Here is a 14,848-nt window from a genome sequence, read left to right as displayed (position 1 = left end):
CCACGGTGTGACGAAGGGGACCCCGATGAGGCTCATCAGGGCGACCCACACGGCACAGACGCCCAGGAACACACCGAGCGTGACGACGGGAAGCGGCTGCGGCAGCCGGAAATCGTAGAGCTTGTACAGCCGCTTCTCGATGCGCCAGATATTGGTGTACGTGGGCAGGTCCACGTCCCCGGCCTCCTACTCGGTCGGCACGCCCATGGCTCGTGCGATGGCCCGCGCCGTAACCTCGATGATCCCGGGCACGTAGAACACGATTCCGATGAAGATCGCCAGAATGATGAACTGGGCGAATCGGGTGATCTCACGTGTGAACAGGAAAAAGATCGCGACGACGGACACGATGACCAGGAAGAGGGGACCGAAGAAACCACGGAGGAAATCGGCCAGGCCCGATGTATCGGGGGCGTCTTCCGTTGCTGCGAGCGCAATCGGGCCCGCGACCTCGAATGCCGCGTGGGCGGCATCGGAAACCAGGGGGAACATGTTAGGCGCCGTCCTCCTGTGTCTCACATCTGAGCTGCATGGTTCTTCGTCTCCTTGCTCCTGCGCCCCCCGGGAGGGCGGCCATCCGCGGCCCTCACTCGCCGAACGACTGGGGGGCTCCTTGAATGTCGCGCACGTACCAGTTCTCGCCGTCCTTGACGACGGTCAGCAGGTAGCTCTGGGTGAGGTCGGCCCGGGAGTCCTCGTCTCCGCCCGAGAGCCGCCACACCACCGTGGCCATCGCCTGCCGTACATCATCCTCTCCCGCTGCGCGCACGGGCACGGTCAACTCATCGAGTTCGGCGAACTCCAGCGTGCCCTCGGGAAGGGGGGAGATCCCGGCCCCGGGCTCCAGGAAGCTGGAGAGGTAGTCGGGGTCCTCGGCGTAGGCGCCGAAGAAGCCTTCGAGGCGCGGGGTGAGCTCGTCGCGGGCGTCGGTGTCGTTCTCGACCGAGGCGGTGCCGGGAAGCTCGGCGCGGCCCGGCGCCGCCAGCAGGGCGGGCTGGCCTGAGACGACGAGCGAGGAGGGGCCGTCGGCGTAGACGGGGACGTCCAGGCTCATCGGCTGGCCGTTGACGTCGGCGGTGAGGGTGACGACGGCGTTGTTGTCGTCGCGGACGTCGACCGTGACCAGGCTGATGTCGCGGCCCGTGAGGGAGCCGTCGACGTTGAAGGCGGTAGCGCGGCCTTCGGGGACGAACGCGGCGAGGGAGTCGGCGCGGTCCTGGCCCTCGCCTTCGGCGGTGTTGAGGTAGGTCTCGGCGAAGCGCGTGGCGAAGGCCGCGGCCGCGGACTCGGGGAAGGCCGGCTCCTCCTCGGCCGCCGGCCGGTCGTCGGTGGGCTGGGCGATGCCGTCGCGCAGCGGCATCCAGATGCCGTTGAACAGGACGACGATGATGAACGCCCACAGGACGGCCCGGCCGACCCAGACCCACCAGCGCCCGCCGGCCCCCGACCTCGGGCGCCGCGAGCGCTTGGGTGCGGGGTCGGGCGGGGTGTCGTAGTCGTAGGGGTCGGTCGCGGCGGCGGTGTCCTCATCGGGTGCACCGCCGCGCCGCGTCGACCTGCGCGCCATCACGCCTCCCCATCCGTCGGAGTCCGGGCAGGGCCGCCGTTGCCGCGTCCCGGAGCCATGTCTACCCCATCCATGGTGAGGCATTGTTCAGGATCTCGGCCGCCTATACGCGTCCGTGTTTCCCTCCCCAACCGCCGGGTGTACCCGGTCCCCAAAGGACCGATAACCCCCAAGTGGGGCATTGCCAGCGAATCCCAAGAATCGGGCGGGGTCAACTCCGCATTTGCGGACGGGCCGGAAAGGAAGGTAGGGCTGTTCGGAAAGGTGTGTCTGGCGGTTCGGACACCGCCGGTGCGGGTCAGACGTTGAAGCGGAACTCCACGACGTCGCCGTCGGCCATGACGTAGTCCTTGCCTTCGATGCGGGCCTTGCCTGCGGCCTTGGCGGCCTGCGGGGAACCCGCGGCGACGAGGTCGTCGAAGGAGACGACCTCGGCCTTGATGAACCCGCGCTGGAAGTCGGTGTGGATGACCCCCGCCGCCTCGGGCGCCGTGGCGCCCTTCTTAATGGTCCAGGCGCGGGTCTCTTTCGGGCCGGCCGTTAGGTAGGTCTGGAGCCCGAGAGTGGCGAATCCAACACGGGCGAGCTGCGCGAGACCGGATTCGGTCTGTCCCATGGACTCCAAGAGCTCGGCCGCTTCGTCGTCGTCGAGCTCGGCGAGCTCCGATTCGATCTTGGCGTCGAGGAAGATCGCCTCGGCCGGGGCCACCAGACCGGACAGCTTCTCGCGCAGGGAGTCGTCGGCCAGCTCGTCGGTGTCGAGGTTGAAGACGTAGATGAACGGCTTGATGGTGAGCAGGTTCAGCTCGCGCATCAGCGCGAGGTCGATGCCGGCCGCGGGGCCGCCGGTGAACAGCCGCTGGCCGCCGTTGAGGACGCCCTGCGCGGCCTGGGCCGCGGCGAGGAGGTCCTGGGCGGACTTGTCCTTGGCGTTGCGCTTGGCGTCCTTCTCCAGCCGCGGCAGCGCTTTCTCGAGGGTCTGGAGGTCGGCGAGGATCAGCTCGGTGTCGATGGTCTCGATGTCGCGCGCGGGCTCGATGTCGCCGTCGACGTGGGTGACGTCGGGGTCGTTGAACGCCCGGATGACCTGGCAGATCGCGTCGCTCTCGCGGATGTTGGCGAGGAACTGGTTGCCCAGGCCCTCGCCGACCGAGGCGCCGCGGACGATGCCGGCGATGTCCACGAAGTCGACGGTCGCCGGAAGGATCTTGGCGGACCCGTAGATCTCGGCCAGCTTCTTCAGCCGGGAGTCGGGGACCCCGACCACACCGACATTGGGCTCGATGGTCGCGAACGGGTAGTTCGCGGCCAGGGCGTCGTTCTTGGTCAGGGCATTGAAGAGGGTGGACTTGCCGACGTTCGGCAGGCCGACGATTCCGATGGACAGGCTCACAGGAGGGAAGTCTAGGCGCTCCCCCGGCCCGGCCGGTCCAGCCGTCCACAGGGGCCCGCTCCTGGTCACGCTCGCAACTCCCCCCTCATGAACGACGCAGCACACCGCTGCGCCCCCTGGGCGGCATGCGACTTATCGCCCCATGTCCACCCTCGCGCGCGTGGCGCGTCCCGAGGGCGGCCGGGGGTTGAGAGCATGGGCGGCTATGGACGGTCTTGACGTGATCTTGGTGCTGCTGGCGGGCGTCGCGATCGGCACCGCGCTGGGGTGGTCGCTCGCGAGGGGCCGCACCGCGGAGTCGCGGGCGCGGGCCGACGCCGCGGAGGAGCGCGCGGCCTACATCGAGGAGCAGCTCGGCGACCGCTTCCGCGCGCTGTCGGCGCAGGCGCTCGACGCCACCAACCAGCGTTTCCTCGAACTCGCCGAGGGGCGGCTGCGCGCCGTGGGCCTGGAGGCCGGCCAGGACATGGACCGGCGGCGCCAGGCGGTGGAGCAGCTCGTCGCCCCGCTCACCGAGACTCTGACGCGGGTCGAGGGCCAGCTGCGCGAGGTCGACGCCGGCCGCCGCGCCGCGCACGCGGCGCTGGCCAAACAGGTCGACTACGTGCGTGAGGGCTCCGAGCGCCTGCGCGACCAGACCCAGTCGCTGGTGACCGCCCTGCGCCGCCCCGAGGCACGGGGCCGGTGGGGCGAGCTGCAACTGCGGCGGGTCGCCGAGCTGGCCGGCATGAACGCCTACTGCGACTTCGAGGAGCAGGCGTCGGCCGGAACCGACGGCGGGGTCCAGCGCCCCGACATGGTGGTGCGGCTGGCGGGCGGCAAGAACATCGTGGTCGACTCCAAGGTGTCGCTGGCCGCCTACCTGGAGGCGGTCGAGACCGACGATGCCGACGTGCGCGCCGACCGGCTGCGCGCCCACGCCCGGCACCTGCGCACCCATGTCGACCAGCTCGCCGCCAAGTCCTACTGGGCGGCTTTCAGCCCCGCGCCGGAGTTCGTGGTGCTGTTCATCCCGGGCGAGGCTTTCCTCGCCCCCGCTCTGGAGAACGACCCCGGGCTGCTGGAGCACGCCATGGGCCGGCGGGTACACATCGCCACCCCCACCACCCTGATCTCGCTGCTGCGCACCGCCCAGTACGCCTGGCAGCAGGAGGCGCTGAGCGAGAACGCCCGCGCCGTCTTCGAGCTGGGCAAGCGGCTCCATTCCCGGCTCGCCACTCTCGGCGGGCACGTCGACGGGCTGGGCCGGTCGCTCTCGCGCACCGTTGCCGCCTACAACCAGGCCGTGGGGTCGCTGGAGAGCCGGGTCCTGGTCACCGCCAGGGAGTTCGAGCGGCTGGGCCTGGTCGACGGCGCACTGGACCCGCCGAAGGGCGTCGACGAGCAGGCGCGTCCGCTGACCGCGGCGGAACTCACGGAGGACACCCGGATCATCGCAGAGGAAAACGGGCATAACGGGGAGGAGCGAGAGGGAACGAGATCGGGGGATGCCCGCGTCGGACTGTAGCCGCCGGCGCACGCCGATCGAGGGGACGATCACCGACACGGGCCCTCGGGAAGCCATGGAATTTTCACTGAGAGTGACACACTGAACACCGTGAGTCACACTAGGGAGCGTGCGGAGATGGTGACACGCAAGGCGGAGGGCCCGTCGACGGCGCCGACCCCGTTCATCGTCGAGCGTCCACCACCCCGTGGACGCGCGCCCCGGTCCCGGACCGCTCCGGCGCCACCCGCGTCACCCCGCGGCCTGCGCCTGACCGCCCGCGGCGGCATCCTCGCGATCGTGGCCCTCAGCTTCGCGGCGGCGCTGCTCGCCCACGTCACAGGCGTCGCGGGCATCAACGGCGGTGTGTTCGTGGCGGTGTGCATCGCGACCGCGCTGGTGGTGCGCCCCACCGACCTGCTGTCGCTGACCGTGAGCCCGCCTCTGGCCTACTTCGTCGCCGCGCTCGCCGCCGAGACGGTGCTGACGCTGGGCAGCCCCGGGTTCTCCCGCGGCGTGGCGATCGGCATGGCGACCCGGCTGGCCGACGTCGCCCCGTGGCTGTTCCTGGGGACCGCGCTGGTCCTGGTCATCGCGGTGTTCCGGGGGTTGCCGGGCACCGTGCGCGACTTCAGCGACGAGGTCAACGGCCGCCGGCCGCGGGTCCCCGCCAAGAGCGGGCGGCCGGCGCGCTGACCGGCCGCGCCCATGCCGAAGGCGGCTGTCGCGCCCGGCCCAGCCGCGCGGTGCGCGCGGTGCGCGCGCGGTCCGCGGCTCAGAACGGCGCGTCGGGGTCGGCCGAGCCGCCCGTCTTCTCCTCCATCGCCACGGCCAGCTTCGCGCGGGCCCCTTCGAGCCACTGCTCGCAGACGCGCGCCAGCTCCTCGCCGCGCTCCCACAGCGCCAGCGACTCCTTGAGCGTCAGCCCGCCCGACTCCAGCCGCCGGACAACGGAGTCGAGCTCTTCGCGCGCCTCCTCGTAGCCCAGCTCGGGCTCAGCGGAGGCGCCGCCGTTCCCGCCGTCGCCGTTGTCCTTGGCGCCGGACGCCGTCGCACTGCCCTTGCCGGCCAATGGGCCCCCTCGGTCGTCTCCGTGATCGGTCAGTCGTCGCTGTCGTCTGTCGTCGCGTCCGGGTCGTCGGCCGCCCCGGCCGTGGCGGCCATGCTGTCCTCGGCGAAGCGCAGGCGCAGCGGGTCGCCCTCGGCGACCTCGGCGGCCGAGCGGACCACCGCGCCGTCGCCCCGCTGCACGATCGCATAGCCGCGGGCCAGGGTGGTGGCCGGGGAGAGCGCGTGCAGGCGGGCGCGGGTATGGGTGAGGTCGTCGCCCGCCCGGTCCAGGGAGACGGCCACGCACCGGCGGGCACGGTCGCGCAGGCCGGCGATGTGCTCGGTGAGCCGGTCCATCTCGCGCAGCGGGCTGGCGAGCACGGGGCGCGACCGCATCCCGTCCAGCCACGCCTGCTCGCGGGCGATGCCGCCCTGGATGACCCGGCGCCCGCGGTCGCGCAGCTGGCGCACCAGCCGGAGCTGTTCGCCGACATCGGGCACGACCTTCTTCGCGGCGTCCGTGGGGGTGGAGGCCCGCAGGTCGGCGACGAGGTCGAGCAGCGGGCTGTCCTGCTCGTGGCCGATGGCGCTCACCACCGGGGTGCGGGTGGCGGCGACGGCCCGGACCAGCGCTTCGTCGGAGAACGGGAGGAGGTCCTCCAGCGACCCGCCGCCGCGCGCGATGACGATGACGTCGATCCCCGGCTGCCCGTCGAGCTCCTTGAGGGCGTTCATCACCTCGCCGACGGCGCGGTCCCCCTGCACCGCGACCTCGCGGACCTCGAATCGGACGGCCGGCCAGCGGCGCCGCCCGTTCTCCAGGACGTCGCGTTCGGCGGCCGAGCCGCGCCCGCAGATCAGCCCGACGGTGCCGGGCAGGAACGGCAGCCGCCGCTTGCGGCTGTCGGCGAACACGCCTTCGGCGGCGAGGGTCGCGCGCAGCTGCTCCAGGCGGGCCAGCAGCTCGCCCAGGCCCACATGCCGGACCTCCAGCGCCAGCAGGGAGAACGTGCCGCGGGCGGCGTAGAAGTCGGGCTTGGCGTGGATCACGACGCGCGCGCCGGGCTGCGGCGCGGGGGCGGCGGCCTCCAGCACACGCACCGGGCACACCACGCGCGCCGAGACGTTGGCCACGGGGTCGCGCAGCGTGATGAACGCCGTGCCCCCGCGCCGGTTCAGCTCGGCGATCTGGCCCTCGACCCAGATGCGTCCCAGGCGGCCGATCCAGCCCCCGACGGCCTGCATCACGACGCGGACGGGCTGCGGCGCCTCGGCGGAACTCTCCATCCCCATGGCCATGAGGGTAGAGGAGAGCAGGTACGAAAACCCTCCAGCTCCCAGGCACCGGCCCGGCGGGCGGGGATGCTCACCCCGCTGCGGGCCGTGGGTGTGCGGGGAACCCGGGGCCCGCTCCCGAGGGACGCGAGCGGCGAACGGCGCGCGCGGTCGCGCCGTCCGGGCCCGGTCCCCTATTCCGCAGCGGGCTCGGACTGGAGCTTGGCGATGCGGTTGTCGTACATCTTGATGAACTCCGGGCGCTCGCCGTGGGCGACCTCGTAGGCGCGCAGCTCGCGGACCTCTTCGAGGGTGAGCTTGCGCAGGCGGGCGCGGATGGAGGGCAGGGACAGCCCGTCGTAGCCGGGGACGGCGAGGTCCTCGGCAGCGGGGGAGGCCTCCTTGCGGACCTTTTCCAGCACCTCGTCGCTGGCGATCTGGGTGGCGGCGGAGGCGGCCTCCAGCTCGTCGGCGATCGCGGCCTTCTCCTCCGGGGCGACGAGCTCCGGGTCGGAGTCGTCCTGCCCGGGGACGGCCGCGGGCTCGGCATCGGCCTTGGCGTCGGCCGGGGCGGCGCTGACGGGCTCCTTCACCGCGGTCTCGCCTTCAGCGGGGGCCGGGGTGTCGTCACCGGCCTTCCGCGGCGCCGGAGCGGTGGCGGTTTCGGTCGTGGCCGCGGCGGTCTCGGCCTCGGCCGGAGCGGAGGTCTTCACGGCCGCTTCGTCGGTGGTGGCGGCGGGCGCGGCCGTGCCGGACGCGGCGGTGCCGGCGGCAGCGCCCTCCTTGGCCTCCTTCGGCCCGAAGATGCCCTTGACCGCGGAGATCAGCTTGCTGGCGATGGACGGATTCGACATGGGACTGGGGGCTCCTGAGCTATCGGCGGAGATGGCGTGGCGGTGCACTTCCGAGACGTCGGGCGGGAGCGCGCCGTCCCGCGCCTGCGAACCGCTGCCACGGCGCTATTCGGCTACGCAGGTGAACCAGAATAGGGGAGTAAGGGTCGCCTGAAGTGCGCCGGATGTGAATGGTTTCGCCCTCCCGCGACGGAAACGAGCGCGGACCGTTATCACGAAGTCATCCAACGCCACCTTCCCGGCGCCGGACAGCGGGCGGTGCGCCCCGTCACAGGGAGGGGCCATTCGGTCACAACCGCCCTCACCATTGCACCGCCCCCGTAGGATGGGATCATGACTGCGACGAATCGCCGCCGTGTCCTGCTCGCCAAGCCCCGGGGCTACTGCGCCGGGGTGGACCGCGCTGTCGTCACGGTCGAAAAAGCCCTTGAGCAGTACGGCGCCCCCATCTACGTCCGCAAGCAGATCGTGCACAACACCCACGTCGTGAGCACGCTGGAGCAGCGCGGCGCGATCTTCGTCGAGGAGACCGACCAGGTGCCCGAAGGCGCCATCGTGGTGTTCTCCGCCCACGGGGTCTCGCCCATGGTGCACGAAGAGGCCCACCGCCGGCAGCTCAAGACGATCGACGCCACGTGCCCCCTGGTGACCAAGGTCCACAAGGAGGCCAAGCGCTTCGCCGCCGAGGACCGCGACATCATCCTCATCGGCCACACCGGCCACGAGGAGGTCGAGGGCACCAGCGGTGAGGCGCCCGATCACATCCAGATCGTCGACGGCCCCGATGAGGTCGACAAGGTGCGGGTCCGCAACCCCGACAACGTCTCGTGGCTGTCGCAGACCACGCTATCGGTCGACGAGACCAATGCCACGGTCGACGCGCTGCGCGAGCGCTTCCCCAACCTGCTCGACCCGCCCAGCGATGACATCTGCTACGCCACCTCCAACCGCCAGGACGCCGTCAAGGCCATGGCGCCGGAGTGCGAGCTCGTCATCGTCGTGGGCTCGGACAACTCCTCCAACTCGGTGCGGCTGGTCGAGGTCGCCCTGGAGGCCGGGGCCGACGCCGCGCACCTGATCGACAACGCCGCGCTGATGCAGGCCGAGTGGCTCGACGGTGTCACCACGGTCGGCGTCACCAGCGGCGCGTCCGTCCCCGACATCCTGGTGCAGGACCTGCTGTCCCGCCTCGCCGAGCACGGGTTCGACACCGTCGACGGGGTCGAGACCGCCCAGGAGAGCCTGACGTTCTCCCTGCCCAAGGAGCTGCGCAAGGACCTGCGGGCGACTTCCGCCTGACCGCCGCCGCGGCGCCGCCCCGCCCGGCGGCGCGCGCAAACGCGAGAGAGCCGCCGCCCCTTGGGGCGGCGGCTCTCTTCGTGCGTTCGGTGGGGTCCGGCACCGGGCCGAGCGCGTGGGTCAGTTCTCGCCCGTCAGCCGGTCGCGCAGCGCGTCGGTGGCCGCGCCCGCAGGGTCCTGCGCGATGTCGCCCGCGGCGTCGGCGTAGCCGCCGGCGGCGTCCTGCGCCTGGGCGCCGAGGTCCTGGGCCTGGTCGGCGTAGCCTTCGGCCGCGGCACCGGCCTGTTCCTGCACGGCTGCGGCGGGGTCGGCGACCACCTCCTGGGCCGCAGCGGCCTGCTCTTGGACACCGCCCAGCTGGTCGGCCGCGACGTCGCCGAACCCTCCGGCCGCGTCCTGGACGGTCCCGGTGGCCTCGTCGACCGCGGCGCCGGCGGTGTCGCCGATCAAGCCCTTGAACCAGTCGAGAATATCGCTGAGCACAGTCATCAACTCCGTGGTGGGGCGCGGGGGCGCCTGGCATCATGGATCTACGTGTTCATGTGTACCCTGTGACGCCTCAGCTACGGTTAAAGGACACCGGGACCACCGTCGTGGTGCACGTGATGTCCGTCTCCGGATCCCGCGGTCAGCCCTGCGCGCGCAGCGACCCGGCGAGAACGCCCAGCTCCTCGTAGTCGGCGCTGCCCGCGACGATGAGGCGCGTATCACCCTCCTGGAGCACCAGGGAACGCCGTATTTCGGCCTCGTTGTAATACCGCTCCCAGGTCCGGCCGCCGATCTCGGTGCTGCCGTCGGGTTCGCCGTCCTCGGTGATCTCGGCGATGAGCGCGTCGTCCCCGGCGTCGCCGATCGCGAACTCCGCGTGCCGGTCGGCGGGGGTGGCGAACCCGAGGACCCAGGTCATCGGGTCGCCGGTGTCGAGCCGGGTGCTGGTGGGCACCCATTCGCCGGGCAGGCCCTCGGGCGCGTAGGCGGTGAACTCCGCGCCCTCGCGCAGGGCGGTGGCGTCGGGGCCGTAGTCGACGCTGGGGATGTGCTCGCCCGAGCGTCCGTTGACCACCCAGGCCATGACGAGCAGGATCGCGACGATGAGGCCGAGCGCCGCGGCCAGGGAGCCGAAGGTCGCGTCGGACCGGTTGTACGTGCTCATGATGGTTCCAGCTTGCCGCACCCCCGGGCGGGTCCGTACCCGGGGTCGCCGGCGGGATCAGCGGGCGCGGCTGCGGGGTTCCAGCCGCGAGAGCAGCTCGGTGATGCCGTCGGCGAGTTCGCGGGCGTCGTCGTCATCGCGGCGGACGACCTCGCCCACGGCGACCAGCATCGCGCCGCTGACCACCATCAGCAGGGCTTCGTCGACGGGTTCGTCGGCCTTGCGGAACAGGGCCACGTTGCGGTCGGTCCATTCGCGCAGCCGGTCGCGCAGCTGGGAGTCGAAGCCCGGGGGGCCGTCGCCGCTGAAGAAGAGGAGGGTGGTGTGCCGTTCCTCGATGCAGCCGTCGAGGTAGGCGCGGGCCGCGGTGTACATGAGGCGGGTGGGGTCGGTCTCGCCGTGGGAGCGGGCCGCGCTCACCGCGTTGTGCGTGCGGTCCTGCTGGCGTTGCTGGAAGTCCTCGTAGAGCGCCATGTAGAGGTCGGCCTTGCCGCTGAAGTGGTGGTAGAGGCTGCCCACGCTGGCTCCGGCGTGGTTGACGACCTCGCTGACGCCCGCCCGGGAGAAGCCCACCGTCCGGAAGACGTGGGCCGCGGCGTCGAGGAGCGCGCCGCGCGTGGCCGCCCCGCGGTTCGAGCCCCGCACCGGTTTCCGTGCGTTCTCCGGAGTCACGTCCGCATACCGTCCTTAGTCGCCAGGCGTAGGGTCGGCCCGCCTCAGTCGAGGTTACGCCACGCTGACTACGCTGGTCCCAGCCGCCCGAAAGGGGGGCCGACCGCACCGACCGATCGCGGATCCGCCCAGGCCCGTGCGGGGCGGAGCCCGTCCGGCAGAGCCCGCTAGGAAAGGCCGACCATGACCGAATCCTCCTCCACCGTGCCGGCGTCCCCCGGTGCGCCCGACCGCAACCTTGCGCTGGAGCTGGTCCGGGTCACCGAGGCCGCGGCCCTGGCGGCCGCGCGCTGGGTGGGCAGGGGCGACAAGAACGGCGCCGACGGTGTCGCGGTGCGCGGCATGCGCCACCTCATCAGCACGGTGGCGATGAACGGCACCGTCGTCATCGGCGAGGGCGAGAAGGACAACGCCCCGATGCTGTTCAACGGGGAGCGGGTGGGCGACGGCAGCGGGCCGGAGTGCGACGTCGCCGTCGACCCGATCGACGGCACCCGGCTGACCGCCATGGGCATGCCCAACGCGATCGCGGTGCTCGCGGTGAGCCCGCGGGGCTCGATGTTCGACCCCTCCGCCGTGTTCTACATGGAGAAGCTGGCCACGGGCCCCGAGGCGGCCGGGGTCGTCGACATCACCGCGCCCATCAAGGAGAACATCCGCGCGGTGGCGCGCGCCAAGGGCGGATCGCCGCAGGACGTCACGGTGGTCATCCTGGACCGCCCGCGGCACGAGGGGATCGTGCGCGAGGTCCGCGAGGCGGGCGCGCGGATCAAGTTCATCACCGACGGCGACGTGGCCGGCGCGATCATGGCGGCCCGCCCGGGAACGGGCGTGGACCTCCTCCTGGGGATCGGGGGCACCCCTGAGGGCATCATCGCGGCGTGTGCCATGAAGTGCCTCGGCGGGGTGATCCAGGGCCGGTTGTGGCCACAGGACGAGCAGGAGCGGCGCAAGGCGCTCGACGCCGGGCATGACCTCGATCGCGTGCTGTCGACGGACGACCTGGTGTCGTCGGAGGACGTGTTCTTCGCGGCGACCGGTATCACCGACGGTGAGCTGGTCGGGGGCGTGCGCTACGAGTCCGGCGGGGCGATCACCGACTCGCTGGTGATGCGCGGGCGCAGCGGCACGGTCCGCAAGGTGCTCAGCGAGCACCGCCTTTCGAAGCTCGCCACCTATAGCGGAATCGATTTCGCAACGGGCAATTGACCGCATCCGGGCCCGGGATCAGGGGAGTCGCGCATTTCGGCGTTGGTACCTTCGTACGGATACGCGCATTTCCCCCGGAGGTTCGATGTCCTACCCTGATCCCCCCCAACAGCCGCCCTGGGGGCCGCCCGGCCATCCCGCCGGCGGGCAGCCGCCGCAGCCGCCCGTGGGGCAGCCCATGGGAATGGGCATGGGGTACCCGCAGCAGCCGCCCTACGCCGCGCCTCCCCGCAAGAACCGGCTGTGGATGGTCCCGGTGGCGGCGGGACTGGGCGTCGCGCTGCTGGCGACCACGGTGTGGGCGTCGACCTCCATGGTGTCGGACCTCTTCGGCGGCCCGCAGCCCGAGACCGTGCTCCCGGCATCGGCCGTGGTGTTCGCCAAGGTCGACCTGAAGCCGAGCGGCGGCCAGCTCGCGAACTATGCGCAGTTCGTGGGGCGGCTGCCGGACTCGATGCAGGACGAGATCGACCCCGAGGCCGACCCCGCCGAGGAGATCGTCTCCGCCATGGTCGACGAGCTGGGCGTCGACATGGACTACGAGCAGGACTTCGAACCGTGGCTCGGGCGGCGCTTCGGCGTCGCGGGCTGGCCGGCCGCCGATTCCGCCGCTGCGGTGTCGGACGGCCTGGCCGTCGCCTTCGCGCTGGCGGTCGAGGACGAGGACGCCGCCACCGCCGCGCTGGGCCAGCTGGAGGACGAGGCCGGCGGGTTCACCTTCGAGGTCCGCGACGACTTCGCGCTCCTGGCGCCCAACGACGCCGCCCTCGCCGAGCTGCGCGGCGAGGTCGACAACGCCCCGCTCGCCGACGACGACGCGTTCACCCAGGACATGGAGGTCGTGGGCGGCGACAGCATCGCGGCCGCGTGGATGAACCTGGACGCGGCGGCCGGCCTCGCGTCGCCGGAACTCGGGCAGGCCACGGACGCCACCGGGCGGGTCGCCATCGGCCTGAACATCGAGGCGGAGTACGCGGAGCTGCGCGGGGACATGTTCGACGTGAGCGTCGACGGCGTCTCCCTGGGCGACTACGCCACCGAGGACCGCGGCCTGGAGCTGATGGGCGACCTGCCCGACGGCACCGCCATGGCCGTGGGCGTCAACGGGCTCGACTCGATCGTGCAGCAGGTGGTCGACGAGAACCCCGGCGACTTCGGCGACGTCGAGGCCGGCATGTCCGAACTCGGCCTGACCTACCCCGACGGCCTGACCCAGCTGCTGGGTACCCGGACCGCCGTGGGGCTCACCGACCCGCAGGGCCTGCTGAGCGACTTCATGGACTTCGGCGGCACCGGCCCCTCCTCCACCCCGTCGATGCAGCTCCGGGCCCTGGGGGCCGACGCCGCGGCGCTGGAGGACATCGTCGAGCAGTCGTCGACGAGCAGCTATGAGACCCCGCCGGGCGTGAGCACCGACGGCGACGCGGTGGTGGTGTCATCGGGCACCAGCGGCACCGGGCGGCTCGGCGACGACGCCGTCTACCAGCGGACGATGCAGGGGATGGAGGACGCCAGCGCGGGGGTGTACATGGACCTGCGCCCGTTCGCGGAAGAGGCGGGCGAGAGCGGCCCCGAGCAGTGGGGTTCGCTGGGCGGGTCGCTCACGGTCAACGAGAACGACGCCTCGATCCTGGCCCGCTGGGCCCCCAACGGCGGCGGCTGACCCGCTCCCCCGCACCCGCACGACGGCTCCGGCCGAGCACCTTGTTCCAGGTGCCCGGCCGGAGCCGTTCGCGTAGGGCACCGGGTGTGACAGGGAAAAAAATTGGAAGGATTCTTTCCAATATGGTCCGGGGCTGTGTATAGTCCCGTGCAACGGTCGCCCGGACGGGCCGGAGAACCGGTCCGGACGGCCTTCTTCTCCAGCCGACGGCGGTGCGGTGTCGCGAGCCGCATCGCTCCCCCGCTCGTCTGACCCGAGGAGACCCCCACTCATGCACCTGGGACGCCTCACACGCACCGCCGCCGTTCTGGCCGGCATCCCGATCGCCGTCGCCCTCCTGGCCCCCGGCACCGCCAACGCCCACGGCACCATGGGCGGCCCCATCAGCCGGATCGCCGCCTGCTACGCCGAAGGCCCCGAAACCCCCACGTCCGACGTCTGCCGCGCCCTCGTCGCCGAGAACGGCACCCAGCCGCTCTACGACTGGCACGAGGTCAACATCGCCAACGCCGACGGCCGGCACCGCGAGATCATCCCCGACGGGGAACTGTGCAGCGCCGGCCGGGACAAGTACTCCGGCCTGGACGCCCCCGGCGACTGGCAGACCACCGCCCTGCCCGCCAGCGGGGAGTTCACCTTCACCTACACCGCAGCCGTCCCCCACCGCGGCTACTTCGAGCTGTACGTGACCAAGGACGGCTGGGACCAGAGCCGCTCCCTCGCGTGGGACGACCTCGAAGCCGAGCCGTTCCTGCGGGTCGACGACCCGCAGGTGGTCGACGGCAACTACGAGCTGACCGGCGACCTGCCCGAGGGCAAGACCGGGCAGCACCTCATCTACGCCGTCTGGCAGCGCACCGACAGCCCCGAGGCGTTCTACAGCTGCTCGGACGTGACGTTCGGCGGCGCCGAAGGGGCCGCCGAGACGTTCGAGGCGACCCCGGCCGACTACGGGGACGCCGCGCAGCACGCCGGCCACGCCGACGCCGACGGCACCGCCGCGGAGGAGGCCGGCGACGACGCGACGGCCCGGCTCACGGCCGCCTCCAGTGGCGCCCACAGCGGGCACACCGGGACGGCCGGCGCCTCCGGCGACCCGGCCACGGGCGGGACGGCCGTCACCGGCCTGTTCCTCGCCGCCTTCGCGGCGATGACCGCCGCATCGGGCGCCATCTGGCTGCACCGCCGCCGTACCGAGCGGCGCTCCTAGCCACCCCCCGGCGGGGG

At 72.0% G+C, this 14,848-nt stretch carries 16 protein-coding genes; 6 read left to right on the top strand and 10 right to left on the bottom strand.

Translation table 11 applies throughout. The features are described 5' to 3' along the window. The 4 genes from ACFOVU_RS14435 to ychF all read right to left on the bottom strand — a co-directional run. On the bottom strand, positions 1-174 hold a 174-nt coding region (locus ACFOVU_RS14435; RefSeq protein ID WP_378534058.1), incomplete at its 3' end, for a TcpE family conjugal transfer membrane protein. Positions 175-186: 12 nt separating this feature from the next. Continuing rightward, positions 187-492, bottom strand: a complete 306-nt coding sequence (locus ACFOVU_RS14430; RefSeq protein ID WP_378533809.1) for a hypothetical protein — start codon at positions 490-492, stop codon at positions 187-189. A 94-nt stretch (positions 493-586) separates the two neighbouring features. After that, complete coding sequence (locus ACFOVU_RS14425; RefSeq protein WP_378533807.1) at positions 587-1,567, bottom strand: conjugal transfer protein; 981 nt, start codon at positions 1,565-1,567, stop codon at positions 587-589. Between the two features lie 298 nt (positions 1,568-1,865). Next, complete coding sequence (ychF, locus tag ACFOVU_RS14420) at positions 1,866-2,960, bottom strand: redox-regulated ATPase YchF (RefSeq protein WP_378533805.1); 1,095 nt, start codon at positions 2,958-2,960, stop codon at positions 1,866-1,868. Between the two features lie 205 nt (positions 2,961-3,165). Here ychF and ACFOVU_RS14415 point away from each other — a divergent pair, with 205 nt between their 5' ends. Together ACFOVU_RS14415 and ACFOVU_RS14410 are read left to right on the top strand one after the other, a co-directional pair. Next, on the top strand, positions 3,166-4,467 hold the full coding sequence (locus ACFOVU_RS14415; RefSeq protein WP_378533803.1) for a DNA recombination protein RmuC: 1,302 nt from the start codon (positions 3,166-3,168) through the stop codon (positions 4,465-4,467). Positions 4,468-4,584: 117 nt separating this feature from the next. Further along, a complete protein-coding gene (locus ACFOVU_RS14410; protein WP_378533802.1) occupies positions 4,585-5,142 on the top strand; it encodes a DUF6542 domain-containing protein in 558 nt (185 codons plus the stop codon). A gap of 79 nt (positions 5,143-5,221) precedes the next feature. Here ACFOVU_RS14410 and ACFOVU_RS14405 read toward each other — a convergent pair whose 3' ends face one another. The 3 genes from ACFOVU_RS14405 to ACFOVU_RS14395 all read right to left on the bottom strand — a co-directional run bounded on the left by ACFOVU_RS14405 (position 5,222) and on the right by ACFOVU_RS14395 (position 7,625). Next, positions 5,222-5,434, bottom strand: coding sequence for an exodeoxyribonuclease VII small subunit (locus ACFOVU_RS14405; protein ID WP_378534057.1), 213 nt, complete (start codon positions 5,432-5,434; stop codon positions 5,222-5,224). A gap of 113 nt (positions 5,435-5,547) precedes the next feature. Next, positions 5,548-6,789, bottom strand: coding sequence for an exodeoxyribonuclease VII large subunit (xseA, locus tag ACFOVU_RS14400; RefSeq protein WP_378533800.1), 1,242 nt, complete (start codon positions 6,787-6,789; stop codon positions 5,548-5,550). 176 nt (positions 6,790-6,965) lie between these two features. After that, positions 6,966-7,625 (bottom strand): hypothetical protein, encoded by a 660-nt coding sequence (locus ACFOVU_RS14395; RefSeq protein WP_378533799.1) that lies wholly within the window; start codon positions 7,623-7,625, stop codon positions 6,966-6,968. A 333-nt stretch (positions 7,626-7,958) separates the two neighbouring features. On the opposite strand from ACFOVU_RS14395, the gene ACFOVU_RS14390 reads away from it, so the two are divergent. Further along, positions 7,959-8,924 (top strand): 4-hydroxy-3-methylbut-2-enyl diphosphate reductase, encoded by a 966-nt coding sequence (locus ACFOVU_RS14390; protein ID WP_378533797.1) that lies wholly within the window; start codon positions 7,959-7,961, stop codon positions 8,922-8,924. Between the two features lie 120 nt (positions 8,925-9,044). On the opposite strand, the gene ACFOVU_RS14385 is transcribed toward ACFOVU_RS14390, so the two are convergent. From ACFOVU_RS14385 to ACFOVU_RS14375, 3 genes are all read right to left on the bottom strand, one after another. Continuing rightward, a complete protein-coding gene (locus ACFOVU_RS14385; RefSeq protein ID WP_378533795.1) occupies positions 9,045-9,413 on the bottom strand; it encodes a hypothetical protein in 369 nt (122 codons plus the stop codon). A 139-nt stretch (positions 9,414-9,552) separates the two neighbouring features. Further along, positions 9,553-10,077 (bottom strand): DUF4245 domain-containing protein, encoded by a 525-nt coding sequence (locus tag ACFOVU_RS14380; RefSeq protein ID WP_378533793.1) that lies wholly within the window; start codon positions 10,075-10,077, stop codon positions 9,553-9,555. A 57-nt stretch (positions 10,078-10,134) separates the two neighbouring features. Then, a complete protein-coding gene (locus ACFOVU_RS14375) occupies positions 10,135-10,722 on the bottom strand; it encodes a TetR/AcrR family transcriptional regulator (RefSeq protein WP_378533791.1) in 588 nt (195 codons plus the stop codon). 210 nt (positions 10,723-10,932) lie between these two features. Between ACFOVU_RS14375 and glpX the strand changes: the two genes are divergently transcribed. The 3 genes from glpX to ACFOVU_RS14360 all read left to right on the top strand — a co-directional run bounded on the left by glpX (position 10,933) and on the right by ACFOVU_RS14360 (position 14,831). Beyond that, positions 10,933-11,958 (top strand): class II fructose-bisphosphatase, encoded by a 1,026-nt coding sequence (glpX, locus tag ACFOVU_RS14370; RefSeq protein ID WP_378533789.1) that lies wholly within the window; start codon positions 10,933-10,935, stop codon positions 11,956-11,958. A 190-nt stretch (positions 11,959-12,148) separates the two neighbouring features. Continuing rightward, positions 12,149-13,621, top strand: coding sequence for a hypothetical protein (locus tag ACFOVU_RS14365; RefSeq protein ID WP_378533787.1), 1,473 nt, complete (start codon positions 12,149-12,151; stop codon positions 13,619-13,621). Between the two features lie 271 nt (positions 13,622-13,892). Continuing rightward, entirely contained in the window at positions 13,893-14,831 is a 939-nt protein-coding gene (locus tag ACFOVU_RS14360; protein WP_378533786.1) for a lytic polysaccharide monooxygenase auxiliary activity family 9 protein, read from the top strand. The last annotated feature ends 17 nt before the right edge of the window (positions 14,832-14,848 follow it).

Origin of the sequence: Nocardiopsis sediminis, assembly GCF_042650565.1 — a bacterium.
Taxonomy (GTDB): Bacteria; Actinomycetota; Actinomycetes; order Streptosporangiales; family Streptosporangiaceae; genus Nocardiopsis_B; species Nocardiopsis_B sediminis.
Note: the sequence above shows the minus strand (reverse complement) of the source record. Positions and strands in the feature narration are given on the sequence as shown.